21 protein-coding genes are annotated in these 25,123 nt (G+C 46.5%); 12 read left to right on the forward strand and 9 right to left on the reverse strand.

What is annotated here, in order from left to right; translation table 11 throughout:
* Positions 1-485 precede the first annotated feature (485 nt).
* Both dddP and WR49_RS16815 read left to right on the forward strand, forming a co-directional pair.
* Positions 486-1,823: a dimethylsulfonioproprionate lyase DddP gene (gene dddP, locus WR49_RS16810; RefSeq protein WP_046224773.1), complete on the forward strand. Its 1,338-nt coding sequence runs from the start codon at positions 486-488 to the stop codon at positions 1,821-1,823.
* A gap of 9 nt (positions 1,824-1,832) precedes the next feature.
* Positions 1,833-3,434: a BCCT family transporter gene (locus tag WR49_RS16815; RefSeq protein ID WP_046224774.1), complete on the forward strand. Its 1,602-nt coding sequence runs from the start codon at positions 1,833-1,835 to the stop codon at positions 3,432-3,434.
* Between the two features lie 248 nt (positions 3,435-3,682).
* Here the strand turns inward: WR49_RS16815 and mpaA are convergent, their stop codons facing one another.
* Complete coding sequence (mpaA, locus tag WR49_RS16820) at positions 3,683-4,390, reverse strand: murein tripeptide amidase MpaA (RefSeq protein WP_082082792.1); 708 nt, start codon at positions 4,388-4,390, stop codon at positions 3,683-3,685.
* 173 nt (positions 4,391-4,563) lie between these two features.
* Here mpaA and WR49_RS16825 point away from each other — a divergent pair, with 173 nt between their 5' ends.
* From WR49_RS16825 to WR49_RS16860, 8 genes are all read left to right on the forward strand, one after another.
* The gene (locus WR49_RS16825; RefSeq protein WP_046224775.1) at positions 4,564-6,189 is read left to right on the forward strand and encodes an ABC transporter substrate-binding protein; all 1,626 of its coding nucleotides are present in this window, start codon (positions 4,564-4,566) and stop codon (positions 6,187-6,189) included.
* Positions 6,190-6,361: 172 nt separating this feature from the next.
* Entirely contained in the window at positions 6,362-7,246 is an 885-nt protein-coding gene (locus WR49_RS16830) for a LysR substrate-binding domain-containing protein (protein ID WP_046224776.1), read from the forward strand.
* A gap of 102 nt (positions 7,247-7,348) precedes the next feature.
* Positions 7,349-8,233: a carbohydrate ABC transporter permease gene (locus tag WR49_RS16835; protein WP_017092245.1), complete on the forward strand. Its 885-nt coding sequence runs from the start codon at positions 7,349-7,351 to the stop codon at positions 8,231-8,233.
* Between the two features lie 23 nt (positions 8,234-8,256).
* Positions 8,257-9,204 carry a carbohydrate ABC transporter permease gene (locus tag WR49_RS16840; protein ID WP_046224777.1) on the forward strand — a complete coding sequence of 316 codons (948 nt, stop codon included), beginning with the start codon at positions 8,257-8,259 and terminating at the stop codon, positions 9,202-9,204.
* A gap of 6 nt (positions 9,205-9,210) precedes the next feature.
* Complete coding sequence (locus WR49_RS16845; RefSeq protein ID WP_046224778.1) at positions 9,211-10,491, forward strand: extracellular solute-binding protein; 1,281 nt, start codon at positions 9,211-9,213, stop codon at positions 10,489-10,491.
* Positions 10,492-10,595: 104 nt separating this feature from the next.
* The gene (locus WR49_RS16850) at positions 10,596-12,092 is read left to right on the forward strand and encodes a CehA/McbA family metallohydrolase (RefSeq protein WP_046224779.1); all 1,497 of its coding nucleotides are present in this window, start codon (positions 10,596-10,598) and stop codon (positions 12,090-12,092) included.
* Positions 12,082-12,816, forward strand: coding sequence for an HAD family hydrolase (locus WR49_RS16855; protein ID WP_046224780.1), 735 nt, complete (start codon positions 12,082-12,084; stop codon positions 12,814-12,816). Before WR49_RS16850 ends, WR49_RS16855 begins: the two co-directional genes overlap by 11 nt.
* A gap of 57 nt (positions 12,817-12,873) precedes the next feature.
* Positions 12,874-14,010 carry an ABC transporter ATP-binding protein gene (locus WR49_RS16860; protein WP_046224781.1) on the forward strand — a complete coding sequence of 379 codons (1,137 nt, stop codon included), beginning with the start codon at positions 12,874-12,876 and terminating at the stop codon, positions 14,008-14,010.
* 132 nt (positions 14,011-14,142) lie between these two features.
* On the opposite strand, the gene WR49_RS16865 is transcribed toward WR49_RS16860, so the two are convergent.
* The 4 genes from WR49_RS16865 to WR49_RS16880 all read right to left on the reverse strand — a co-directional run bounded on the left by WR49_RS16865 (position 14,143) and on the right by WR49_RS16880 (position 19,488).
* On the reverse strand, positions 14,143-15,555 hold the full coding sequence (locus tag WR49_RS16865; protein WP_046224782.1) for a fructose-specific PTS transporter subunit EIIC: 1,413 nt from the start codon (positions 15,553-15,555) through the stop codon (positions 14,143-14,145).
* Positions 15,556-15,568: 13 nt separating this feature from the next.
* Positions 15,569-16,009 (reverse strand): PTS sugar transporter subunit IIA, encoded by a 441-nt coding sequence (locus WR49_RS16870; protein WP_046224783.1) that lies wholly within the window; start codon positions 16,007-16,009, stop codon positions 15,569-15,571.
* Between the two features lie 266 nt (positions 16,010-16,275).
* Positions 16,276-17,493, reverse strand: coding sequence for a mannose-6-phosphate isomerase, class I (gene manA, locus WR49_RS16875; protein ID WP_046224823.1), 1,218 nt, complete (start codon positions 17,491-17,493; stop codon positions 16,276-16,278).
* A 90-nt stretch (positions 17,494-17,583) separates the two neighbouring features.
* Positions 17,584-19,488: a PTS fructose transporter subunit IIABC gene (locus WR49_RS16880; RefSeq protein WP_046224784.1), complete on the reverse strand. Its 1,905-nt coding sequence runs from the start codon at positions 19,486-19,488 to the stop codon at positions 17,584-17,586.
* 378 nt (positions 19,489-19,866) lie between these two features.
* Between WR49_RS16880 and WR49_RS16885 the strand changes: the two genes are divergently transcribed.
* Positions 19,867-20,706 (forward strand): helix-turn-helix transcriptional regulator, encoded by an 840-nt coding sequence (locus WR49_RS16885; RefSeq protein WP_046224785.1) that lies wholly within the window; start codon positions 19,867-19,869, stop codon positions 20,704-20,706.
* 17 nt (positions 20,707-20,723) lie between these two features.
* On the opposite strand, the gene WR49_RS16890 is transcribed toward WR49_RS16885, so the two are convergent.
* Positions 20,724-21,497, reverse strand: coding sequence for a PTS sugar transporter subunit IIA (locus WR49_RS16890; RefSeq protein ID WP_046224786.1), 774 nt, complete (start codon positions 21,495-21,497; stop codon positions 20,724-20,726).
* A gap of 7 nt (positions 21,498-21,504) precedes the next feature.
* Positions 21,505-21,807, reverse strand: coding sequence for a PTS fructose transporter subunit IIB (locus WR49_RS16895; protein ID WP_046224787.1), 303 nt, complete (start codon positions 21,805-21,807; stop codon positions 21,505-21,507).
* A gap of 251 nt (positions 21,808-22,058) precedes the next feature.
* Here WR49_RS16895 and WR49_RS16900 point away from each other — a divergent pair, with 251 nt between their 5' ends.
* Positions 22,059-23,924, forward strand: coding sequence for a fructose-specific PTS transporter subunit EIIC (locus WR49_RS16900; RefSeq protein ID WP_046224788.1), 1,866 nt, complete (start codon positions 22,059-22,061; stop codon positions 23,922-23,924).
* A 125-nt stretch (positions 23,925-24,049) separates the two neighbouring features.
* On the opposite strand, the gene WR49_RS16905 is transcribed toward WR49_RS16900, so the two are convergent.
* Together WR49_RS16905 and WR49_RS21520 are read right to left on the reverse strand one after the other, a co-directional pair.
* On the reverse strand, positions 24,050-24,634 hold the full coding sequence (locus WR49_RS16905) for a TetR/AcrR family transcriptional regulator (protein ID WP_046224789.1): 585 nt from the start codon (positions 24,632-24,634) through the stop codon (positions 24,050-24,052).
* Positions 24,635-24,772: 138 nt separating this feature from the next.
* Positions 24,773-24,931, reverse strand: a complete 159-nt coding sequence (locus WR49_RS21520; RefSeq protein WP_197078539.1) for a hypothetical protein — start codon at positions 24,929-24,931, stop codon at positions 24,773-24,775.
* Positions 24,932-25,123: the final 192 nt, after the last annotated feature.

Raw genomic sequence — 25,123 nt, forward strand, 5'->3', positions numbered from 1 at the left:
TAGTGAAATATTACTTCACGTCACCCCTTATTCCATAAGGGGTTTTCATTATCTTGCCCTGCCTCATGAATCCTTCTGGCTATTATTCCTGAGTACAGTCAAAAAAAGACTGAGTTATTTCGACCACAAATCTCTCTCGCTCTAAAACTTCTTTGCTCTTACCGATGTTAGGCAGTTTCATTTAACTTACTGATACCTAAAAATAATCTCCCGTATTCCCGCGCTACTGATAAATCACACAGAGCTCACATAACTAAGGGGAATTCAGCCGAATTGCAACAGAGGATTAACAACGCGTTATTGATGCCTATCACTTTTGACATATAAGTATTTAAGAACGATTTTACCTAACTGTTTGTTAAGTCGTGATATTCGCTATTGCGTGAATTTTGTTCTTAAGTATGGGACTTTATTTCCATCATTCATCAATAACATTGTTGTAACATTGACCCAAATAAATACGGTAGTTTATTAAGGGAAATAAAATGACAAACCAATTTGTACTTGGTTCCAACCGAAAAATAGATCCGTCGCGTCGACGCGCTACACAATTAAAACCAGATGGAAGCGTGAACGATAATGATCGAGTTGAGATTGGGCCTACCGCTCTAGCATTCCAAGAGTGGGCAGACTTAGGTCTCACACCTCCAAATCTACATCAGATGCGGGAATATCGCTTGAAGCGAATCGTTGACCAACTTCAAGCTCGTGACTTGGCCGGAGTTTTGTTATTTGACCCCCTAAATATTCGTTACGCAACAGATTCGACCAACATGCAGCTTTGGATAGCGCACAACCATGCTCGTGCTTGTTTTGTATCTGCAGAAGGCTACATGATTCTTTGGGATTTCCATAATTGTGAACATTTATCCGCACACCTACCGCTTGTAAAAGAAGTACGTAACGGAGCCTCGTTCTTCTACTTTGAAACTGGAAATCGAACCAATGAGCACGCCCATCACTTTGCAAAAGAGATCGCAGACATCGTTAAGCACCACGGTGGTGGGAGCAATCGTATCGCCGTAGACAAGATAGAGATTGTCGGCTTGCGTGAACTCGATAAACAGGGCCTTGAAATCTTTGATGGCCAAGAAGTGATGGAGTTAGCTAGAGCGGTTAAAAACATCGATGAGATTAATGCAATGCGCTGTTCTATTGCATCGACAGAGATAGCAATGAAGAAGATGCAAGAGGTAACTGTTCCTGGTGTTACTGAAAACGACATTTGGTCGGTGCTACATGCTGAAAACATTAAACGTGGCGGTGAGTGGATAGAGTGTCGAATCCTTTCTTCAGGGCCTCGTACGAACCCATGGTTTCAAGAGTGTGGCCCTCGCGTAGTTAAAGAGGGAGAACTATTGGCGTTTGATACCGATCTCATTGGACCTTACGGGTTCTGTGCTGACTTGTCACGCACATGGTTAATCGGTGATGTAGAAGCCACCGAAGAACAGAGACATTTATACCGCGTGGCCTATGAACATATCCAACACAACATGGAAATACTAAAGCCAGGTATGACATTCGAAGAAGTAACGCGCTCAGGACTTTTACTTCCTGAAAAATACCGCCCACAACGCTATGGCGTAATGATGCACGGGGTCGGTTTATGCGATGAATATCCTTCAATACGTTATCCAGAAGATCTAGAAGGCCATGGGTATGACGGTGTATTAGAGCCAGGCATGGCACTTTGTGTTGAAGCATATGTTGGCGCTGTCGGCGGCAACGAAGGGGTCAAATTGGAAGACCAAGTCATTATTACAGAAGATGGGTTTGAGAATCTAACGAATTACCCATTTGAAAAAGAGTTATTAAAGTAGGAGCAGCACATGACATCCGTACCTAAAAACACTCATAAATTACTAGTAAGCGCAGGGGCAGGGATAATTTTAGTTCTGTGTTTTGTCTATGTTTTACTTGCTCCAGAAGCAAGCACTGACATGTTCGCAAACCTGAAAAACTATATCGCACATAAGTTTGCCTGGTTTTACATGGGCAGTGTCGCGTTGTTTATCTCTATCTTGATTTTCAGTGCTTGTAGCCGTGTCGGCGACTTAAGGCTTGGTAAAGATAATGAGAGGCCGGAGTTTTCTGGGTTTGCGTGGGGTTCGATGCTATTCAGCACAGGGATGGGTATTGGGCTTGTATTTTTCGGCGTTGCCGAGCCTGTCATGCACTACATGAACCCTCCTATCGTTGAGGCTCAGACTGATGTTGCAGTGAGAGATGCAATGAACATCACGTTCTTTCACTGGGGAATCAATGCATGGGCTATTTACACCATTGTAGCGCTTGTTATTTCTTACGCAGCCTATCGTAAAGGTCGTCCACTAGAAATGCGAAGTGCGTTTTATCCAATTTTTGGCGAGCGAATCAATGGGCCATTAGGCGTAGCCATTGATGTATTTGCGGTACTTGCCACAGTGGTTGGTATAGTTACCCCCCTAGGTTTTGGTGTACAGCAAATCAACGCAGGCTTAAATTACGTACTCGGCTTCGAGATTAGCACAGGCAATCAAATAGCCCTGATCACCATTATCGGGATAATGACATGTATTTCACTAGTCCTTGGCCTAAAGAAAGGGATTAAAGCACTGTCACTCATCAATATCTGCGTCGCAATTGGATTAATGACGTATGTATTCTTAGCCTCTAATACCACCTTCATCCTCAACTCAACCGTTGAGAATATTGGCAACTATTTGGCGAGTTTTGTACCACTGTCTTTTGATACTTACGCTTTTACCAACCCAGATTGGTTTTATGGTTGGACACTCTTTTACTGGGCGTGGTGGATTGCTTTCGCTGCACCAACTGGATTGTTTATTGCTCGAATTTCACGTGGTAGAACAATACGAGAGTTCGTGGTAGGTGTACTTGTTATTCCGGTAGGTTTTTCTTTCGCATGGCTGACAATATTCGGTAATAGTGCGTTGGATCTTATTCATAACCAAGGTGTCGAGGAGCTAAGTGCGGCTGTAATGACAAACTCTTCATCGGCACTGTTTAAGTTCTTTGAGTTGGTATCTGATTGGAGTCTACCTAGTTACTTAGCGCTCTTCAGTATTTTCGTATTCTTTATAACGACTTCTGATTCGGGCACGCTTGTTATCAATACACTGACATCAAAGGATGAAGATAATGCTCCGATTTCACAACGCATTGGCTGGGTAATTGCAATTTCTGGTATCACTAGCTTGTTACTAATGAGTGGCGGCATGACCGCCATTCAATCGCTACTTGTTATTATGGGATGTCCTTTCGCCATTATGGTAATGATGATGAGTTATGGGTTTATGAAGTCTGTGTATATTGAAGTCTATTCACCCGCAACCAAAACCCGAGGTGCTGAATTGGATGAAGTGATTAGAAAAGCAGAACAAACAGAGATTGAATATAGGAAAGCTCAAATCATCCATGGTGGTAAGTGATAATATTGATTTATCTTCTTTAATATCAACACCATAGATATTGTGATGATTATGCGGCTCTCCTCACTTTCAAGTACCTCCTTAGAGATACTTGAAAGTGAGGAGAGCAATTAATCTTCCATCCTTCCCTTATATTTCTACATCATAAAGATTAGACACCCAGTTAACCGCCTTTCCATACCTATAGTTATCAATGATTTTCTAAATTAGAAAAGCACTGGCACATAATTGTCCAAAAATGAGTTGGGCTAACCTTCCTTATGCAGCAACACAGCCAAAAATGCCTCCAAATATTGTTCGATAGTTAAATCCGCAGAAACGGGCGGCAGTTCTACGGTAATACACGGTAGGTTTCTTTCTTGGCACCATGTGCCGAATGAACCTGGGGTTTCGTAATCCACGTCTTCAACGAGCGGTAGGTTGAACTGTTTGCCTAGCCAAGAAGCGAGTTCCGATTGAGTTGGGTCGTCGACCATAGCGAGTGGTTCGTGGAAAGAGATGACGAACTTGGGTTGGCGCTGATCAATGAGGTTGATGAGTGACTGCACTTCAGGTTCGAGTTGTTCGGCTTGGCCTGTTTTCACTTTTACATCTCTGACTGGTGTGTGAGAACTCCAGCGGTAGACGGTGCCGTCTGCTGTCCAGTTTTGAGTAGGGAAGGCGCGGTTTAGATCGACCTGATTGGCGTTGGCGCGAGTACCTAACTGGTTGCCATCTGGGTTCATCGACAGAATCACATCGTGTCGTAAATTGGCGGCTGGCAAGCTTCTTAGCGCGCAAGATAATCCCGCGATAGATGCGGTTTCATCGCCGTGTGTGCCCGCTAAGATCAGCCCGCGAGATTCGCTTTCGATTTGCGCGGGGAAATAGAGCAAAGGTGCACCCAACACCGATTTTCCATATGACAGAGGCTTTATTGAAAACGCAGCTCTTTCCGTTCTTGGAATTAAACTCACCTTAATCTCCTGATTGATCAAGTACTATCAAGTATTCACTATTGGCTATATTAATCATTAACTAAGTCCATTAGATGACCCCCTTTAAATAAACCATAGCGTCAAAACTCGTCAACCGTCGCATTGTTAATTTTATTACTTGCTTCAAAGATAGGCTAGGAGAGCAAACAAACATGGATTTTAAAAAACATTCAACGGCTTTACTCATTTCATCTTTATTGACCCCTTTTATATCAGTAACTGCCGTCGCTGAAACCTTACCTGCCGGTGTTTCGCTGGCAAAAGACCAACATTTAGTTCGCGCGAACGATGCAGAAGCGGCGACGCTTGATCCTGCGAAAGCAGAAGGCCTGCCGGAAATGCACATTCTACGCGACCTATTTGAGGGTTTAGTGATTCAAGATCGCGATGGCAATATTACGCTAGGTGTCGCGGAATCTTGGGAAACCGAAGATAACCAGACCTTTGTATTCCACCTGCGTAAAGACGCGAAATGGTCGAATGGCGATCCGGTGACGGCCGATGATTTCGTGTATGCGATAAGACGCGCGGTCGACCCGAAACTCGCTTCGCCGAATGTGTGGTATCTCAAGCTTACTCAAATCAACAACATTGCTGACGTAGCAGAAGGTAAAAAGCCTGTTGAAGAGCTTGGTATTTCCGCTGTCGATAAACACACGGTGAAGTTCGAGCTTGATAGCAAAGTGCCATACTTTGTGGCGATGACGGGCCACACATCTATGATGCCCGTTCATAAGGCAACGCTAGAGAGCAGCGATAAGCCATGGAACGATCCTAAGCAGTTTGTGGGGAATGGAGCATTTGTTTTAGAAGAGTGGGTGGTGAATGAGCGTATTGAGCTAAAGAAAAGCCCGAAATATTGGAACAGTGCAAATACGCACTTAACCCAAGTGACTTACATTCCGTTCGAAAACCAAAACGCTTCGATTAACCGTTATGCGGTGGGTGAGGTGGATATTACGTCTGATGTACCGACACACATGGCGCAGCAGCTTAAAAGCAAATATCAAGATGCGTTTACCGCGGTGCCTCTGCTGTGTACTTATTACTACGCGTTCAATACCACGCGTCCTCCATTCGATGACGCGCGAGTGCGTAAAGCGGTGTCTTATTCGATGATGCGTGATGTGATCACCAATGGTGTCACTCAGGTGGGGAATCTACCCGCTTATACCTTTGCCCATGAGTACACAGCAGGTTTTGATGCCACTCAGCCTGAATACAGCACATGGACTCAAAAGGAGCGTGACCAAAAGGCAAAAGAACTGTTGAAAGATGCAGGCTACGATGCGGTTAATCCATTGGATTTCAAACTGCTCTACAACACCAGTGAATCGAATAAGTCGATTGCGGTGGCTATCGCTTCCATGCTGAAAGGCAACCTAGGCGCGCAAGTTGAGTTGGAAAACCAAGAGTGGAAATCTTACCTAGTATCACGTCGCCAAGGTGATTTTGATGTGATGCGGGCTTCTTGGTGTGGTGATTATAATGAAGCGTCGACATTCTTGAGCCTACTGCGTTCTGAATCTTCCGGTAACTTTGCGCGCTACAACAACGACAAATACGACACAGCAGTGGACAGCGCATTGGCCGCAACCAGCGAACAAGATCGCCAAGGTTTCTATGACCAAGCGGAACAGTTACTGGCTGAAGATATGCCTATCGCGCCAATTTATTACTACATGCAGGCTCGCCTAGTGCGACCAAGTGTTGGTGGCTTTGCGAAGAACAACGTGGAAGGGCGTATCTATTCTAAGGACCTCTACATCAAAGAATAGATAGGCTAAATGCGAGTTCAGGCCTAACGCATAGATATAAGAGATAGAAGAAAAGGGACGTTGATCATAAATATCTGATCAACGTCCCTTCGTCATTAATCTGTAACGGTAACCGCAAAAAACTGAAACCTGATTGAAGTATTTTTCACTTTTATTTCAATCAGGTGAAGCCATGTTACCCCCTCTACGCGCTCTTGTTGCGTTCGAAGCTGTTGCTCGTCTTGGTTCCATTGGCGCGGCTGCCCGAGAGCTTTGTGTCACGCAAGCGGCGGTTAGCCAACAGCTCAAAAGTTTAGAAACCTTCCTCGATACCACCTTGTTTGAACGCAGCTCTAAAGGCGTAAAGCTGACGTCAGCGGCTCAACATTATCAACCGATTGTGGCAGGTTCACTTGCTCACCTTAAATTGCAGACTCAGATCTTGTTCGGTGAAAAAGAAACCGACGTGTTGAGCCTGCGCGTAAACCACACCTTTTGTCATAACTGGCTGTTACCTCGCCTGCCATCCTTCTATAAGAAATACCCTTTTATCAGGCTCGATATTCAGCTGGTGGACTGGCCATCAACCAACCCTTGCCAGAATGTCGATATCGAACTGACTAACGGCAAGGTCGAAAGCGAAGACACCCATTGTGAGCGACTGTTTCAAGAACACTGGCAGTTGGTGTGCAGCCCTCAATTCAAATCTGAGCATCAAGAATTACTCAGCAAGCATGACTTTGCTGCTCTGCCGACGGTTCAGGTGAAAGGTTACCGAGAGAACTGGCTGCAATGGCTTGGCCACAACCAATTCGAGATGACATTACCTAAGGTTCTGCTCGAAGTGAGTAACTCTCTGCATGCCTTAGAAGCAGTTAAACATGGCATTGGAATGTTGCTAGTGCGTTCGCTCGCGGTGTCTGAACTACTCAAGAAAGAAGACCTGGTATTGGCAAGCGAATCCTCGATGCCTGCCGAATCTGCTCACTATTTGATTACTAAACACAGTCGTAGCGCCAAGGTGAATTTCTTCTGTGATTGGCTTTATCACCAGATGGAAGACGGTGAACTGGAGTAAAGATTTTCTTATGGATAGCCATAAAAAAAATGAAGGGCACTCTTACTAACCTGTCATAAAAAACACTTAGTTTAACCGCATACAAATAAGGACGAGGTCACCATGAGTGCTTTCTCACAACCAATGAAAAACCGCTTAAAGGTACTGTTATTTACCGCACCGTTGTTGGTGCCACTGTTTACTTTTTGGCTCGTACCATTTGGTTATTCAATTTATATCAGCTTCACCGATTGGGATTACATCTCGCCAGATTATTCGTTCATCGGTTTAGAAAATTACGAGTACATGGTTGAGGACTACGAGTTCATTCAAGCAGTACTCAACACGTTTTGGTTTTCGGTCGGTGTGGTGATTCCAACCATCATTCTTGGGCTTGTGTTTGCGATGTTGCTGCACAAAAACTTCAAGGGCAGCCAGTTCTATCGTGCGGTGATCTTCTCCCCTTGGATCACGCCAACGGTTGCGGTGTCGATTGTTTGGTCTTGGGTGTTCGAGACGAAGTCGGGCTTGGCAAACCACTTATTGGAGTCGGTTGGGTTTAGCGCGATTCCATGGTTAGAGAACGGAAACACAGCCCTGATTGCGGTGATTATCGTGACGGTTTGGCAGGCGATTGGGTGGACGATGCTGTTTTACATCAGTGCGCTCAACAAGATTCCTGAGTCTCTGTACGAAGCCTCTTTGATTGATGGGTGCAGCAGCTTAACGCGATTTTTGAAGATAACGCTACCACTGATTTCACCAACCACGTTCTTCTTGGTGGTAGTCAACATTATCACGGCAATGCAGGCGTTCGATCAGTTCCAGATCTTAACGCAGGGCGGTCCAGGCGGAGAGACTCGTACCTTGTTGTACTTGTTCTATCAACAAGCATTTGAGCGTTACGAAATGGGACCGGCAGCCGCAACATCCTTAGTGATATTCCTGATTACTGGATTGTTGGCACTTATTAATACCTACATCGGCAAGCGCTGGGTGTACTACTAGTCGATTTTTGAAAGGACAGAATTATGACCACGCAAGTATTGGATGCCAATCAAGTCTTAAATCAAAGAGCGGCTGAATCTAAAGTCACGGCCCAAACGAAAGCGACGAAATCAGAGGTTGCGTCAAAGAAAGCCTCAGTGGATCGCCGTTCGTTTATCGCACTGACTAAGCACCTGTTCTTGGCAACCTGCGGAACCATCATGGTATTCCCGTTCTTATGGATGCTGTCTGGTTCGCTGAAAAGCAACGATGAAATCTTTGCTAACCCGCTGGACTTGATTCCAGAGCAATTTCGCTGGGAAACCTTTGTCGAAACCTTTCACAGCGCGCCGTTTGGCTTGTACATCTTCAACAGTTTTAGCGTGGCTTTGTTCACTACCCTGTTGGTGATTGTGAATTCCGCGATGTTTGCATACGCGTTGACTCAGCTGAAGTTTCGCTCGAAGACGGTGCTCTATTTCATCGTGATGGGCTGTTACATGCTGCCGGGCGCAGTGACTTACATTCCGTCTTACATCACCTTGGCAAAACTGGGCTTGTTGGATTCACACATGGGACTAGTGGCGTCGAACGCGGCGTCGGTTTTCGGTGTGTTCTATCTACGCCAAGTGTTTATCAAGGTGCATCCGTCGCTGATTGAAGCGGCACGAATTGATGGTGCAGGTGAGCTCAAGATCTTATGGGCAATCATCTTACCGCAATGCCGAGCAGCAGTCGCAACACTGTTCCTCATCACTTTTATTACCAATTACAACAGCTACATGTGGCCTAGCTTGGTTATCACCACTCAGGATCTTAACCTGATTGCGACCGGGATTCGTCACTACTTTATTGCCGAAGGTAACTATGGGTTGAACTGGTCGCAAATCATGGCGGCGAGCACCATTGCAGTATTGCCTTTGTTAATTCTATTCGTCATTTGTCAAAAGACGATTCTTTCAGGTATCGCCGATAACGGCGTAAAAGAGTAAACGGAAATGAAATTAAAAACTCTCGCACTAGTGTGTGCTGGCGCAGCAAGCGCGTCTATGTTCTCTAGCAGTGTTCTTGCGGCAACCGAAGTTAACTTTTGGTATTCCGGTGGTACTAAGCCACAGCAAATGATGACTAAGCTCATCGAAGAGTTCAACGCGAGCCAAGATGAGTATGTGGTGAAGCCTGCGTTGCAAGGTAACTACACAGAAACCTACCAGAAGCTGCAAGCAGGCCTCGCATCTAAAACGGCACCTGAACTTGTGCTATTAGATTCAGGTCGTGCGGAAGCAATGCACGGACGTGGTTTGAGTCGTGACCTAACGGCTTTCATGGATGAAGAGTTTAACTTCTCTGATTTCATTGGTGCGTTTAAAGACCAAGTGACCGCAGACGATGGCACCATCATCGGCTTGCCTGCTTACGGTACAACTCAAGTGTTTTACTACAACAAGCAAGTATTGGCAGATAACGGCTTTACCGAGCAAGACTTAAACACATGGCAAGGTGTGGCAAAGGTCGCAGAGAAAGTCACACAGCGTGACGAGAAAGGCAACGTGACCTTCTACGGCTGGGAGCCGATGTGGGGCCAAGACAACATGATTGACGCGGCTTTCTCTAACGGCGCGCAGATCATCAGTGATGACGGTAAAACAGTGCTAATCGATTCAGCGGAATGGGTTGAGGTGTGGGACAGCTTCCGTAAGTGGATTCACGATGATCAAATCATGCGTATTCACTACGGTGGTCAAGGTTGGGAATACTGGTACAAAACCATTGATGACGTAATGAAAGACAACGCGCTTGGTTACACCGGTTCATCGGGTGACCAAGGTGACTTGGACTTCACTAAGCTTTCGGCAACCACACAGCCAGGTTGGGGCTCAAATCCTTCTGCGCCACAAGCGGGTGCGCTGGTTTACGTGATGCCAAAAGGCACAGACGAAGCGGCAGCAAAAGGTGCATTCGAATTCATTGAGTTCTACACCAACGCGAAAAACACGGCCGCATGGTCAATGTTTACGGGTTACATCCCAGTACGTAACAGCGTGTCTGAAGTACCAGAATACCAAGCGTTCACCAAAGATAACCCGCAAGCTCTGATCCCTTTGAAGCAAGCGAACACAGCGACCAAAGACTTCCTAGACCCTACCAACGGTAAGATTATGGATGCGCTGAAGGTAGCTGCGGATCAGATTCAAATTCAAAACGTGCCTGCTGACAAAGCGCTAAAACAAGCGGCTAAGAAAGCACAACGTGCACTAAACCGAGCGAATCGTTCTTAATCTGTAAAGTGGTTAAGACTATCTTTGCATGCATAAAGGCCCATCTATTCGGGTGGGCCTCTTTTTGACCCAGTCCTTCAATTAGGACGAATTTGGTGAAGACAATGACCCAATTTCAAGGTGAGCTGCAGTTTGGCAGAGTACGAATCCCCTTTGATGTGCCAGCAGGTTCTCACTGCGTAACCATTACCGGCACAACGGTGAAAAAAGGATTCTTGTACGCAGCAACCTACGATGCTAACCAAGCATTTCGTGGCAAGGTGCTGTTTGAAAAGGCGCACAAGTCACTTACGATTCAACCGAAAAATTCTGGTCTAGGCGCTATTGATGGTGCGATTCCATCAGGCGAGTGGTTCTTGGAACTTTACAACCTTGAAGGTGAGTTTCGCACCGAGCGTGCGATGCAGTATCAAGTCGATGTGCTTTGCTCTGATGAGTTAGTTAATCATTCTAATGAGCTAAATACTGACGGAATCGAGAGTGAGCTAGAACTGAACCCAACAGTCACAACGGATCACGATATCGAGTTTGATTACAGCCACATGTTGAGCTCTGATTCTCGCTGGTATCGTGGTGATTTACACGCCCACACTCAGCTTTCTGATGGTCACAATACCTTAGCTGCAGCGAAAGAGATTGTTGAATCACAAGGGCTCGATTTCTTCTTCTTCACCGAGCACAACATTTGTCAGCCTAAGTTGCCTGTATCAAACCAATGTTTGTTCTTGCCTGCTTTAGAAGTGACGACCGATCTCGGGCACTTCAATGTGCATGGCCCGGTTAAGTCTTTAGACCTAAGAGACGTTGAACACAGCAGCCAAGCGACGATGGAAGCGGGATTGAGCTTAGCTAAAAGTGGACACAGTTCCCTTGGCATTAATCACCCGATGATGAAGCCGTGGCATTGGCATTACGCTCAAGTGGATCTCAGCCAAGTGTCCACGTTTGAAGTGTGTTGTGACCCAACTTGGTCGACCTCACCGAAAGCGACCGAAGAGGCGTTATTGGTTCTCAATGAAATGTGGAATTGTGGCCAGCGTATTACGGCGATTGGCGGCAGTGATTCGCACCTTGAGCCTCATGAACGTAATCCTAAATCGGATGAGCCTTCTATTTACGGCGACCCATCGACCTTCGTTTACAGCCATGGCTTAAGTGGTGAAGGAATTTTGTCGGGTCTGCGCAATGGACAGGTGTATTTAGAGCGCCGCTGTGGTTTGAAGTTTGATATCAATTTGGGTGACTTGTTGCCGGGTAATGATTCTCAAGGGCAGGCACTTAGTTATCGTGTTGCAGTTGCTGATTCAGAAAACCCTTACTACGCGGAGTGCGTGGTGGATGGCGAGATTGTAGATCGAATCGCTTTGAGTGATGAGCTGCAAAGTATCCATATTGATGAGGGCTACCGTTGGTGCCGAGTCGATATTCGTCGCGGAGCGCTTTCTTCAGCACTAATGAACAGTACTCAACCTTCATCTAACGAGCATGAATTTGAAGGCTGCATCAATGCCGTATTCGACGGCAAACAACCAGAATTTAACCAACCCCTAGTGCGTACTTGGGGAGAACTAATGGAGCGAATGAGCCGTGATGAAGTTTAAGGCGATGTTATTTGATAAAGACGGCACATTGTTAGAGTTCCACAAGATGTGGCTTAACGTTTCTCGTGGTGCTTGTGAGCGTGTGAGATCTTACAGTGACCAGCATCAAGGTAATCAAACTGTCACAGCAGCTGAGTTACTCTTGGCCATCGGGGTTGAAGGTGATGTGGTTGATAACTATGGGCTATTAGCCTCAAACCCAGTGGAAGATACCGCCGCAGCGTGGTTCAACATGCTGCAACCGAATGTCTCGCTCGCTGAGTTTACTAAGGTGACCAAAGCGGCGTTCAATGACGAAGTTGAAGATAATCCAAGCTGGATTGAAGCTCTGCCGGGTGTGACTGAAAAGCTCGGCCTGTTCAAGCAGCAAGGCATGATTTTAGGCATCGCGACCGCAGATACCAAAGACTCAACGATTTATACGTTAGAGCAATCAGGTTTGAGCGAGATGTTCGATTATGTCGGTTATTCCGATGGCGATATCGAACCTAAGCCAGCGCCCGCATTACTTAACGCATTCTGTGAAAAATGCGGCATTGAGCCACACGAAGTGATCATGTTTGGTGACACGGTTTCGGATATGGAATTTGGCCGTAATGCAGGCGCAAGCAATGTTGGCGTGCTGACAGGTACGGCACAACACAGCGAATTAGAGCCAGTAGCGGATCTGGTTATCGCATCGGTTGCCCATTTTGAGCTCAATCAACTGCAAGAACGTGGCTAAAACGTTTAACGACAGATTCTAAAGATAGTATTTAACGAATTGATTTAAGGACAGGTTATGGCTGAAGTCACACTGAGAGGGGTAGAAAAAACCTACCCAAATGGTTTTAAGGCCGTGCATGGTGTCGATCTTAATATTCGCGAAGGCGAGTTTATGGTGTTTGTTGGGCCGTCTGGCTGCGCAAAATCCACGACACTTCGTATGATTGCAGGCCTTGAAGATATCTCAGAAGGCGATGTCTACATTGGCGATAAGCGTGTAAATGAGCTGCCACCCAAAGATCGCGGCATCTCAATGGTGTTTCAGAACTACGCGCTTTATCCGCACATGTCGGTGTACGACAACATGGCTTTTGGTCTGAAACAACAGAAGCTGCCAAAGCACGAAATCAATGAGCGTATTGAAGATGCAGCCAAAACTCTGGATATCGAACATCTGCTAAATAATAAGCCAGGTGAAATGTCCGGTGGTCAAAGGCAGCGCGTGGCGCTTGGTCGTGCGATGGTTCGTAAGCCAGATGTGTTCTTGTTTGATGAGCCCTTGTCTAACTTGGATGCAAAGTTGCGTGTTTCAACACGAGTCAGCATTGCGCAGCTGCATAACAATCTGAAGCAAGAAGGGCAGAACGCCACCATGATCTACGTGACACACGATCAGGTGGAAGCCATGACCCTTGGCGATCGCATCTGTGTGTTGAATCAAGGTGAGATCATGCAGGTCGATACGCCAATGAATCTTTATCAGTACCCAGCTAATAAGTTTGTTGCAGGCTTTATTGGTTCGCCAGCGATGAACCTTATCAAGGTCAGAGTAGACGAGATCGACGGCGTAATGAATATAGTATCAGAAAGTGGCGCACGTTGGACGCTACCACAAGACAAGCAAGCGATCGCTCGAGAGAAACTCGGTGAGTGGTTGTGGTTTGGCGTTCGTCCTGAGCACATTCAGCTGGCCAATCACGATGCGCCGTTGTCGGAGGTGAATACCCAAACGCACAAGCTTGACGTGGTCGAGTCTATGGGTAACGAGCTGTATCTCTACTTCAAACTCGGCGCAGACAAGCTGGTGGCACGTGTACCTTTCGATGCAGACCGAATTGCAAACAGCGGCGAAGAGACGGTACTCCACTTTAATACGCTACAGTGTCACTTGTTTGATTTGGAAACCGAAGAGACGCTTGTCCCTCAAGGTTGATCAAACTGACGTTACAGAGCTAAAGTTTGTGACCAATTCGTCTAGATAAACAAATCCCCATTCGCTGACAAAACGAATGGGGATTTTAGTTACTAGGGGGTAGTAATTTTATCTTCTAACTTGTTTCAGGTTTTAGATAGCCACCATAGTCGCGGCTTTCTTCATCGCTTCTTTGGTTGAGCATTCAATCACGTTCGCGTTAGCAAAGCGGTGAGCGTCTTTCACTTGAATATCGTGAGCTAAGATAACCAGTCTTGCGTTCGCCACATCTAGGTCGGTGATGCGGTTCTGAATACCGTTTTGACCTTGAGTTTCTACCTTAATCTTTAGGCCTGCTGCTAAGCCTGCTTTTTCCAGTGCTTTCGCTGCCATGAAGGTGTGTGCAACACCAGAAGGGCAACATGTAACTGCTACGATGTCGTACTCGCCTTCGCCTGCTACAGGAGCGGCTTGAGCTTGTACTGGTGCTTCAATCATATCTTCTTCTGTTTCTACCGCTACAGGTTTCCAGAAGCCTACGATAACGGCTGTGGTTAGCGAGCCAAGCGCAATACCGACGACGTACATTGGAATGTTGCTTGATACTGGCGCAGTGATTAGGCCGCCCCACGGAGCGTGCAGTAGAACGTCTGTCATGAAGCCGAATACACAGCCCACGATACCACCGGCAACGATTGAAGGAAGTACGCGCATTGGGTCATTTGCTGCGAACGGGATAGCACCTTCAGAGATACCGATAGAACCCATGATTGCTGCCGCTTTACCTGCTTCTTGCTCTTGTTTAGAGAACTTGTTTTTGAATAGGAAAGTCGCCAGAGCCATACCTAGAGGTGGAGTACAAATCGCGATGCCAACGCCGCCCATTAGCCAAGGTTGGGTGTCTACTTGAGTTTGAGCGAATAGGGTTGCCACTTTGTTGATAGGGCCGCCCATATCGAACGCTGTCATACCACCAAGGATTGTGCCCAGAACCATCTTAGATGCCCCCGCCATTGACGCTAGGAACTCGTTCATTGAAGCCATGAACAGTTTGATTGGCTCACCGATGCCCCACAGTACGATACCTGCAGAGATTAACGTACCTAGAAGTGGGTAGATGAAGTAAGCACCTAGCGCCGTCATGTTCGCAGAAAGCGGGATCTTCTTAAGTTGGAACACCACGCCACCGGCGATAAAGCCTGCCACGATACAACCAAGGAAACCGCCGCCCATGTCAGCCATGATGCCAGAAGAGATCATCGCAGGTGCTAGTGCTGGTTTATCTGCAATGGAGTAACCAATAAAGCCGCCAAGAATGATTGGGAAAAGAACAAGGCCTTTGATACCGATATTAGAGATGTCTGCCAGCAAACCATCTGCTGGTACTGCACCTTTGCCTGATGCCATGACCGCTAAGGCCAACAGAACACCACCGGCTACGATGAAAGGCAGCATGTGTGAGGTTCCGAAAAGCAGGTGGCCTTTCATGGTACTAAGGATTTTTTTAAAGTCGCTACTACTATTTTTATTATTGGTATTCGTAGCTTGAGTTGTTAGGGTGCTCATGATTTTCTACGCCTTATGAATTAATTAAAATATTAAGGATTTGATGTTCGTCTTTTGTGTTATGGATATCTTGAATAAATTCGTCGCTGAATTTTCCAAATAGTTCTTGTAGTACATAAATATGATGGTCTGCACCGTTATCGGGTGAGGCAATCATAAAAAACACGGTTGGGTTGATGCCGTCTTCATCGCCATACTCAATGCCTTCACGCTTAATACCGACAGCGATTGCTGGCTCAGTTACCGCCTTGCTTTTTGAGTGTGGGTAAGCGATGCCGTCCATTGAGGTAATGCTTTGAGATTCACGAATTTCGATGTCTGCCAAGAAGGCTTCTTTATTACTGATTCGGTTGTTCTCAAATAACATGCCTGCCAATTCTTCAAACAGTTCTTTTTTATTATTCGCTTGAAGGTTGTTATTAATTAAGTTGACGTTAGTTAGCTGTGTGATCATTTATTAACTCATTCACTATTGAAGTTCTTGAATTAAAATTAATGGATTAACCCGATTCGCGAAATAGCAAATAAAAGCCCTTCACTGTACATTTGTACCAAGCAAAATTAAGTGTGATTTGCATCATTCATCCAGTGTGAGATGAGTCATATTTGATGGTGTACTTCGGTGTTGAAATAACTTTCTGTAGGAAGAAAAATGCCCCGCAAAGCAGGGCATGATCAGTGTTTGTATCTACTAGGGAGAGCTAGATTTACTCGATAGAGCTAGCTGTAAGCGCGAGCTACGCGTCCAACGCAATCGAGTTTGTAGCTCTCTGCGTAAGCCGGAATGAAAACCGATTGGCCTTTCTCTATCACACAGGTTTCGCCGCACTTGTGAGTAAGCAACATGGATTCGTCGAGAGGTAGTAGGATCTCGGCACCTTCGGTAGTGATCTGTCGCTGATGTGAGTTTTGCACGATAGAGAACTTAAAATCCTCGACTGGAATTTGATATTCCATCACATCACCTTGCTCTATCGGGCTGAGCAGTAATCTATCCGCAGGCTTTTCATTGAATTGAGTACAAGAGACTAATTCATTGATATCCATGTACTTAGGCGTCAACCCTGCGCGGAGTACGTTGTCAGAGTTCGCCATTATCTCTAATCCAGTTCCTTTGATGTAGGCGTGGGGCGTTTCTGCATCCAGATACATGGCTTGCCCCGGCTTTAGGGTGATCACGTTCAATAGCAGTGGAGCGAACAACCCGACATCACCCGGGTACTGCTCTTCCAGTTCTGAAATCAACTGGAACACAGGTGTATCTGAAAGCTTCGCCTTCACCAGCAACATGGTCAGCGCCATGCCTTTCTGTTCACCTTGCAAAGACAATAAGCTCGCAAAGAAACTCGCTAATCCATTAGGCGTTTGGTCGCCCGCTAGGTCATTGACCATCGAATGCAGTTCGGGAATATCAAGGTAATGGAAGTGCTCAAGAATCTCGTTGATCGACCTAAAGCCATTCATCGCGGTGTAGTCGGTTAGGGCATACACCAGTTCTGGCTTGTGGTTGGGATCCTTGTAGTTACGGTTGCCAGCTGTCATCGGAATGCCTTGCTGTTCTTCTAGAGCATATCCAGATTCGGCTTGCTGCTTGTTCGGGTGAACTTGAACCGAGAGCGCTTTCTCGGCAGCTAACACCTTAAATAGATACGGAAGTTCACCAAAACGGCTCGCGACTTTCTCGCTTAGGAACAGGTTTAGATTCTTGGAAATAAGGTTCGACAACGTGGTTTGTTGACCATTGTCAGTGACCATCGAACAACCATTCGGGTGAGCCCCCATCCAGATCTCCGCTTGTGGCTCACCAGATTGGTTATCAATACCAAACAGTTGGCTAAACGAAGAAGGGCTACCCCATGCGTAGTTTTGAATTACGTTGGTCATAGGGTAGAAAAAGCGTTGTACGAACGAGTCGTTCGCTAAAGAAAAATCAGACATCGAAATCACCATGAAGGGAAACATGGCCCGAGCTCTATTCGTTCCTACAAAGGACAGTAGAAGGGCTCAAGCCATTGGAGTTGAAATGGCTTAAGCCGCTGCTGTTGTTAGCTTGGCTTTGCGTAGATTTTTAAGCGCGATACAGGTAACCGCCGTCACGCCCGCACCTGAAGCCATACACAGCAGTGCCAGCATTGGGTAGTTCATAGCGCCTAATAGAGCGACAACTGGACCGCCGTGGGCAACGCTGTTGGTGATACCAAATGAGAACGCCATTACCGCAGCAGTCATTGAGCCAAGTACGTTGGCAGGGATAACCGACATCGGGTCTTGGGCCGCGAAAGGAATCGCGCCCTCAGAGATACCCACTAAGCCCATCGCGCCTGCTGCTTTGCCCGCTTCAATTTCAGAAGATTCAAACAGGTTGAACTTGCGGCCAAGTCTGGTCGCGATAGCCATGCCTAGTGGAGCCACAGGAATTGCACACGCCATCGCACCCATGAACTGAGTTTGACCGCTGGCAATCATGCCGACCGAGAATAGGAACGCCACCTTGTTGAACGGGCCGCCCATATCGAAACCGGCCATACCACCAAGGACAATGCCAAGCAAAACCACGTTGCCTGTACTCATGCTGGTAAGCAGTGCAGTAAGAGCATCCATCAGCCCAGCGATAGGTGCGCCGATAACAAAAATGAACAGGCCTGCGATGAATAGAGAACCAGTGATCGGAGCGATCATGATAGGCACAAGCGGTTGAACGAATTTGTGGTAGTTAAACGAAGTAATCCATTTTACGAAGTAACCCACCAATAGACCGGCGATGATTGCGCCAATGAAGCCAGTGCCAGCGTCAGCGCCATAGAAAGAACCGTTGTTGGCAATCCAACCGCCAATCAAGCCAGGGGTTAGAGCAGGGCGGTCTGCAATCGCGTAAGCAATGTAGCCAGCCAAGATTGGGATCATCAGCGTGAACGCAACCACACCGACTTCTAGAATTTGGTTCCACATGCTGCCAGCAGGAATCGCCATGCCAGATTCACTCGGCTCACCACCAATCGCTAGTGCAAGTGCTATCAAAAGGCCGCCAGTGACTACGAATGGGATCATGTGAGATACGCCATTCATCAAGTAACGATAAAGGTCTGAACGTGCTTGCGAGGCTTTCTCAGCAACAGATTGGTTGGTAGGTGCTTGTTCTGCTTGATAGCTTGACGCGTTGAGTGCTTGCTTAATCAAGCCTTGCGCGTCTTTGATTGGTGCTTTTACGTTGGTGCAGATAACGCGTTTTCCGGCAAAGCGAGCCATGTCGACCTGTTTGTCACAAGCCACCACAATCGCGTCTGCGCGTTCGATCTCTTCTTGAGTCGGGCTGTTCTTTACACCAATAGAACCGTTGGTTTCGACCTTGATGTCGTAACCAAGAGCCGCCGCGCCTTTCTCTAGCGCTTCGGCGGCTAAATAAGTGTGTGCAACGCCAGCTGGGCAGCCTGTCACACCAATGATGAAGCCTTGTTTCTCAACGTTGTTTTCCGTTTCTGAAGGTTCAGGTTTGGTAAGCAGTAGTTCCAATGCGGCTTGTTGAGATTCAGCATTCATGAAGCTTTCGATAAAGCCTTCTTCAATCAGTTTTGAAGAAAGTTCTGCCAGTACTTCGATGTGGTGATTATCGCCGCCATCGGGAGAGGCAATCATAAAAAACAGTTTTGAAGGCTGACCGTCATCGGCGCCGTACTCGATCCCTTCTTTGTGGACACCGATAACAACCGCGGGTTTAATCACCGCAGTGCTTTTTGCGTGTGGCAGAGCAATACCTTCTTCAAATCCGGTATTACCTTGTTCTTCACGAGCCTTAATGTCGGCAAGAAACTGTGCTTTGTCTGAGATTCTGTCTTGTGCGTAAAGCACGTCTATCAGCTCTTTAAATACGTCTTCTTTTGAATTAGCGCTTAGCGAAAGCTTAATCAAATCTTGATTGATCAATGTCGTGATCATAATGAACCCCTACTCTTTTTTATTTTGTTAGGGGTATTCTGAAATTGATTACTTGCCTTCTGTAGTGAAGAAAAAACGCATTTACTGGATGATTGTTGCCTTATAAATGGAGTGTGATTTTGATCGGTTAGTGGCGTGTTTTCCGGCCTCTATTGACATTGGTTGAGTCTACTTGAGGCTTTTATTTGCAAGGGGTTCGGCGTGTAGAGTTATCGGGGGAACAATGTGCCATATCAGACTTTCGACTGGAGATTTATTCCCGCTACTGGATTTTTGTAACTTAGATCTCAAATTGTGATTTTGCTCAATAGCGCTATGTTTCACTAAGGAGTATATCTATTGCCGTAGCGTTATTGCTGCTTTTAAGAGTTCGAAACAATGATATTTCATGACCTAATCTCGTCGGTATTAAATGAGCGAGAACCGTTTCATAACATCTGGTTTGCGGGAGATTTCCACACACCTTCCGCTTGTAGCTATCAGGTGAACTTTCCACGTTTAGAGTTGGTGTTAGACGGAGAGTATGTCAATGAAATGGAGAGTCATGATCGCAAGATCACTAACGTTATTGCCAAAGCCGGAGACGCGATTTTCATCCCACCCAACTGCTGGAACAAGCCGAACTGGGATACTGACTGCTCGGTGCTGAGCATGTTGTTTGGTCGTCGCCAGCTTGGTTTAAGCTTGGTGAGTAAGCGCAAAGGGGAAGAGAGCTTTTACGATATCCAAAAGCACAGTATTCAGACTCGCTCTGGGTTTGCTATTGATAACATCTTGGAGGCGCTAAGTTCGTTAGCGAGAGAGAGTAACAAGCAGCCGATGGACGAGTTATTGCTGCAAGCTCTACTGCAATACAGTAAAACCATGCTGGAAGCGCCCGTAGAAAAATCTCATAGCCGAGTACAGGATGTGTATCAGGGGATTTGTATCTACATTCAAGAGAACTTCCACCGTCAAATCACCCGAGACAGCATTGCCTCGCGCTTTAGCATTTCATCGAACCACTTGTCGCGAATGTTCCGCCAACAAGGCCACATGACGCTAGCAGAGTACATTACCCGTGTGCGGGTCGACCGCGCCAAGTTCATGCTCAAGAAGTACAACTTCAAGCTCAATGAAGTGGCACTACGTTGTGGCTTTAAGGATGTGAACTACTTCTGTCGCGTGTTTAAGAATCGCACCGGTAGAACGCCGACTGAATATCGAGGAGCCATCTAGAACTAACGAGCTGGTAATCAAATCAGGCGTGACGAGATGTACATCAGCAGAGCTTGCAGGTCGACACTGCTTCGGGTCTTTTGCAGACGTTCATTGACCTGATTGTGAAGGAGGTTTCTAGTTAGGTTGGTCGCCGCCACAATGTACTCACGCTGTGGCTTGGTTGGCAGAACAAGAGCAATGGCGACATGCACTTCGCCGATACGTGACGCCCAATCAATCGGGTCATCATTGACAATAACGGCAATCGAGAGATCTTGAGTCGATTCAAACATCACATGAGGCAGTGCGATGCCCGGTGACACGCAGGTCGAAGAGCGCTCTTCTCGCTTAATAAACGCCAGAATCAGCTCATCTGGATCTTCTGGATAAACGAGGTGAGCGAGCCCTTTCAAGCACTCAAATTTGGTTAGCTGAGTTTGTGCCTTGGCATGGTGCCATTTGATGTCACACGGTGGACATATCTGCGGCATGCGTTGGACTAAATCTTTAGAGAACTCATGGTTTACTTGCGAGCCAACCATGGCGTAATGCTCGGCAATTAAGTCTTTGAGAACAAAACACGCTAACTCTGCATCAATACCGACCGCGGTGATCTGACACAAATCACCACGAAGTAAACCCACTTGCAACATCGCGACGGATTTGGATAGATCGGCGGTTCGGTTTTGAGTGATGTTGATAATGCGGATGTTGCTTTTGAACTTCTTCGCTAAGCGAGTAAGCGGCTGCGCGACATGTGAGTTCGCAGCAGGATCGTCAACGAAGAAGGTGATCTGGTATTCGTTCATGAAAGGATCAAGCCCGACAGTGCTTGATAAAGACTTTATCCACACTCAACAACAATTCTTCCATAGGAATGAATACGGTTTTAGCAGGGTCGAATCGGTTTGGTTGTTCGATGTCGATATCTGAGACGATCAACACTTTGTCCGCGAGGGTAATATCTTGGGCTGTTAGTAAATTTTCAATACCCATAGCACCTTGCGTTTCAACCTTGATTGAAACGTTGAACTTAGGGGCTGTTTTATTTAGTGCATCAGCTGCCATGTATGTATGAGCAATGCCTGTAGGGCACGCAGTTACCGCTATAATTCTCATTATTATTCTCGGTGTACTTAGATCGACAGTTTACTTGGATCGATAGGGCTATCTGAATCTGTGAATTTTATGGATTCCCGTTTTTAATTCAAAGGTGGACGTCACACTCTAGATTCTTGGTTACAATAATCTAGTTAATGCACCTTTCGTCCTATATATTGAATGCCTTCACACCGTTAATCTTTTCATCTTATTAACCTTATCACTTACGTAATTACTTCAGTCTGAAATCAGGCGAGGCAGAGCAGCATATGGATATCACCAACATTATCGAGCCCGAGATCATCTGCTTAGATTTACAAGCAGACTCAAAACAGGCGGTATTTGAAGAGCTTGTTGAACTGCTTGACCGTGCCGGTAAGCTCTCCAATAAACGTGAATTCCTTGATGATATCTGGAAGCGTGAAGCTATCGGCAATACTGGCTTTGACGATGGTATCGCCATTCCACACGCGAAAAGTACTGCCGTAGCTAAACCTGCTGTGGCGGTAGGTATCAGCCGCTCTGGTATCGATTATGGCGCAGACGGCGGCGAACTGTCGGATGTGTTCTTTATGCTCGCTTCCCCAGACAACAACGACGACCACCATATTGAGGTGCTGGCTCAGATTTCGACCAGACTTATCGAAGATGGCTTTGTTACAAAATTAAAGGCGGTGGAGTCGGTCGAGGAAGCTCAAGAGCTGTTTCTCGAAGCCAATTCTGAACCTTTCGATAGTTACGCCTCTAGCCATCATGAAGTGTATGTCGAGCCACTCAGCCCTTGGGCACAATCTCTTAATCGCCTCAAAGAACACTTGTTATACGGTACCTCACACATGATTCCTTTCGTAGTTTCAGGTGGTGTACTTTTGTCTTTGTCGGTGATGATGTCTGGTCATGGCGCGGTTCCTGAAAGCGGTGTTCTGGCTGACATCGCACAGATGGGCATTGCGGGGTTAACCCTGTTTACTGCGGTACTCGGTGGTTACATCGCGTATTCAATGGCCGACAAACCGGGTTTAGCGCCCGGAATGATTGGTTCTTGGGTCGCGGTCAATCAATACAATACCGGATTCCTCGGCGCGATCGTGGTCGGCTTCTTCGCAGGCTTTGTGGTTAATCTACTCAAGAAGATCAAACTGCCAGACAGCATGATCTCGTTAAGCTCGATCTTCATCTATCCATTAGTCGGCACCTTTGTAACGTGTGGTGCGGTGATGTGGGTGATTGGGTCACCGATAGCTCAAGTGATGCTAGAGATGAATCAAATGCTCACGGGCATGGCAGGCTCAGGAAAAGTGGTGTTGGGCAGTATTTTAGGTGCGATGACGGCCTTTGATATGGGCGGTCCAATCAATAAAGTAGCAACGCTGTTTGCCCAAACTCAGGTGAATACTCAACCATGGTTGATGGGCGGTGTCGGGATTGCGATTTGTACGCCACCGCTAGGCATGGCTCTGGCGACTTTCTTATCGCCAAAGAAATTCAAAAGAGACGAACGTGAAGCGGGCAAAGCTGCGGGTATCATGGGAATGATCGGCATCAGTGAAGGCGCGATTCCTTTTGCTGCCGCCGATCCTGCGCGCGTTCTGCCTGCGGTTGTTGCTGGTGGCATTGTCGGTAACGTGGTCGGCTTTATGTTCCATGTAGTGAACCATGCACCATGGGGCGGATGGATAGTGTTGCCAGTGGTTGATGGCAAGATTGGCTATATCGTCGGGACACTAGCGGGGGCTCTAACAACAGCTCTGATTGTGATTCTTCTGAAGAAGAACGTGGTCGAAGGCGAAGTGAATTCTAATCAGTTTACCGGTGGTTCGGTAACGGAAGAAGGGCAAGCGGATGTATTGGCGATCACTTCTTGTCCATCTGGTGTTGCCCACACTTTCTTGGCTGCGAAGTCCTTAGAAAAGGCGGCGTATCATCTTGGAGTTCGGATTAAAGTCGAAACACAAGGTGCCAACGGGATAGGCAATCGAATTACCCAAAAAGACATTGAAAGGGCGAGGTTGGTGATCTTTGCTCACGATGTGGCGATTAAAGAGGTTGAACGCTTTGCGAACGTGAAAACGCTAGATGTCAGCACCAAAGAGGCGATGCTTAATGCTCAGGCGTTGATCATGAGAAAGGTGTAACTCTTTAAACCGCAAAGTTTATCATCTATAAAGTTAACTAGTTCAAAACTAAAAAGACTCCGCTCATGCCGATTAAGGTGAAAGTGGAGTCTTTTTGTATTGTGCCCAATCTATCAGGTCAGACACTAAAAAGGGTGGTACTTAAATACGTCTTCAACCATTGAGTTGAGTAAATCGATATCGTCACAAGTTTTGGCGTAGGTACGCAGGCCTGCGATTTGAACCTGAACATGACGAGCAAGTTGAGTCGGCTCGCGCTCTTTGCTGATCTCACCCAATTCTTGTGATTCTGCAATCAGCTTGGCGAACTCGCCTTCCATTATCTTAAGTGACTTCTTCGCTTCTGCTAACAATTCTGTGTGTTCATCAGTCAGTTCTGCGACCGTTTTAGCCAGCATACACATGCCGTTTGGCGCGCTCTGTTTCGATTCGACAACGGCGCGTTTTACGAAGTTTTCCAGCGCTTTGATAGGCGATTCGTTTTCACCGCGGAAGCGGTTCAGATTAAGAATGCCAAGTTCGGTATAGCGAGCAAGCGTCTCTTTAAACAAACCTTCTTTGCTGCCGAACGTCGCGTAGATGCTGCCCGGGCGCATATCAATCACGTCTTGCAGGTTACGCATAGAAGTCGCATGAAAGCCCTTTTCCCAATACAGGTTCGTTGCTTTATCTACTACGTCTTGTCTATCGAACTTAGCGGTCTTAGCCATAACATCTACTTCATTAATCTGAACATATGTTCAATATTTTATGCTGAACGCCCGTTCTAGTAAAGGTGTGTTTGGCTGCTTTGCACAGGCTTAGGACATCAAAGAGTTAATAATAATCCGGATCATCAGGAAATCATCTTAATCATCAATAACTTCTACGGTCTTGTGCTGAGCGCCGTAGTAGGTACCTTCATCGATGGTGTACATCAATGTTGCGTCGCACTCTGGACAATCGAATTCCTCATTGGGCTCAATGGCCGCTTCTTCTACCCATTCCCAACCGATATGTTCTCGCAAGCGGGACAATCCATACAATATCTCTCAGTTGTTGTCGCATATTTATTGCGAATCTCTACTTTAATAATTCGGCATTATACATATTTAGTTAACGAGGAATAGACAGTTAATCAGCGCAGAATAGGGAGTTGGTTAGTTGTGAATCAATCGCTGGTGAGCGTTGAATTTATAGTTAGTTCTGAATATATCGTT

The organism is Vibrio sp. ECSMB14106, from assembly GCF_000972265.1.
Lineage (GTDB): Bacteria > Pseudomonadota > Gammaproteobacteria > Enterobacterales > Vibrionaceae > Vibrio > Vibrio kanaloae.

Excerpts from the sequence above, each read along its gene's own strand:
- dddP (WP_046224773.1), top strand. The coding sequence starts at position 486 with ATGACAAACCAATTTGTACTTGGTTCCAACCGAAAAATAGATCCGTCG.
- WR49_RS16815 (WP_046224774.1), top strand. The coding sequence starts at position 1,833 with ATGACATCCGTACCTAAAAACACTCATAAATTACTAGTAAGCGCAGGG.
- WR49_RS16825 (WP_046224775.1), top strand. The coding sequence starts at position 4,564 with ATGGATTTTAAAAAACATTCAACGGCTTTACTCATTTCATCTTTATTG.
- WR49_RS16830 (WP_046224776.1), top strand. The coding sequence starts at position 6,362 with ATGTTACCCCCTCTACGCGCTCTTGTTGCGTTCGAAGCTGTTGCTCGT.
- WR49_RS16835 (WP_017092245.1), top strand. The coding sequence starts at position 7,349 with ATGAGTGCTTTCTCACAACCAATGAAAAACCGCTTAAAGGTACTGTTA.
- WR49_RS16840 (WP_046224777.1), top strand. The coding sequence starts at position 8,257 with ATGACCACGCAAGTATTGGATGCCAATCAAGTCTTAAATCAAAGAGCG.
- WR49_RS16845 (WP_046224778.1), top strand. The coding sequence starts at position 9,211 with ATGAAATTAAAAACTCTCGCACTAGTGTGTGCTGGCGCAGCAAGCGCG.
- WR49_RS16850 (WP_046224779.1), top strand. The coding sequence starts at position 10,596 with ATGACCCAATTTCAAGGTGAGCTGCAGTTTGGCAGAGTACGAATCCCC.
- WR49_RS16855 (WP_046224780.1), top strand. The coding sequence starts at position 12,082 with ATGAAGTTTAAGGCGATGTTATTTGATAAAGACGGCACATTGTTAGAG.
- WR49_RS16860 (WP_046224781.1), top strand. The coding sequence starts at position 12,874 with ATGGCTGAAGTCACACTGAGAGGGGTAGAAAAAACCTACCCAAATGGT.
- WR49_RS16865 (WP_046224782.1), bottom strand. The coding sequence starts at position 15,555 with ATGAGCACCCTAACAACTCAAGCTACGAATACCAATAATAAAAATAGT.
- WR49_RS16870 (WP_046224783.1), bottom strand. The coding sequence starts at position 16,009 with ATGATCACACAGCTAACTAACGTCAACTTAATTAATAACAACCTTCAA.
- manA (WP_046224823.1), bottom strand. The coding sequence starts at position 17,493 with ATGTCTGATTTTTCTTTAGCGAACGACTCGTTCGTACAACGCTTTTTC.
- WR49_RS16880 (WP_046224784.1), bottom strand. The coding sequence starts at position 19,488 with ATGATCACGACATTGATCAATCAAGATTTGATTAAGCTTTCGCTAAGC.
- WR49_RS16885 (WP_046224785.1), top strand. The coding sequence starts at position 19,867 with ATGATATTTCATGACCTAATCTCGTCGGTATTAAATGAGCGAGAACCG.
- WR49_RS16890 (WP_046224786.1), bottom strand. The coding sequence starts at position 21,497 with ATGAACGAATACCAGATCACCTTCTTCGTTGACGATCCTGCTGCGAAC.
- WR49_RS16895 (WP_046224787.1), bottom strand. The coding sequence starts at position 21,807 with ATGAGAATTATAGCGGTAACTGCGTGCCCTACAGGCATTGCTCATACA.
- WR49_RS16900 (WP_046224788.1), top strand. The coding sequence starts at position 22,059 with ATGGATATCACCAACATTATCGAGCCCGAGATCATCTGCTTAGATTTA.
- WR49_RS16905 (WP_046224789.1), bottom strand. The coding sequence starts at position 24,634 with ATGGCTAAGACCGCTAAGTTCGATAGACAAGACGTAGTAGATAAAGCA.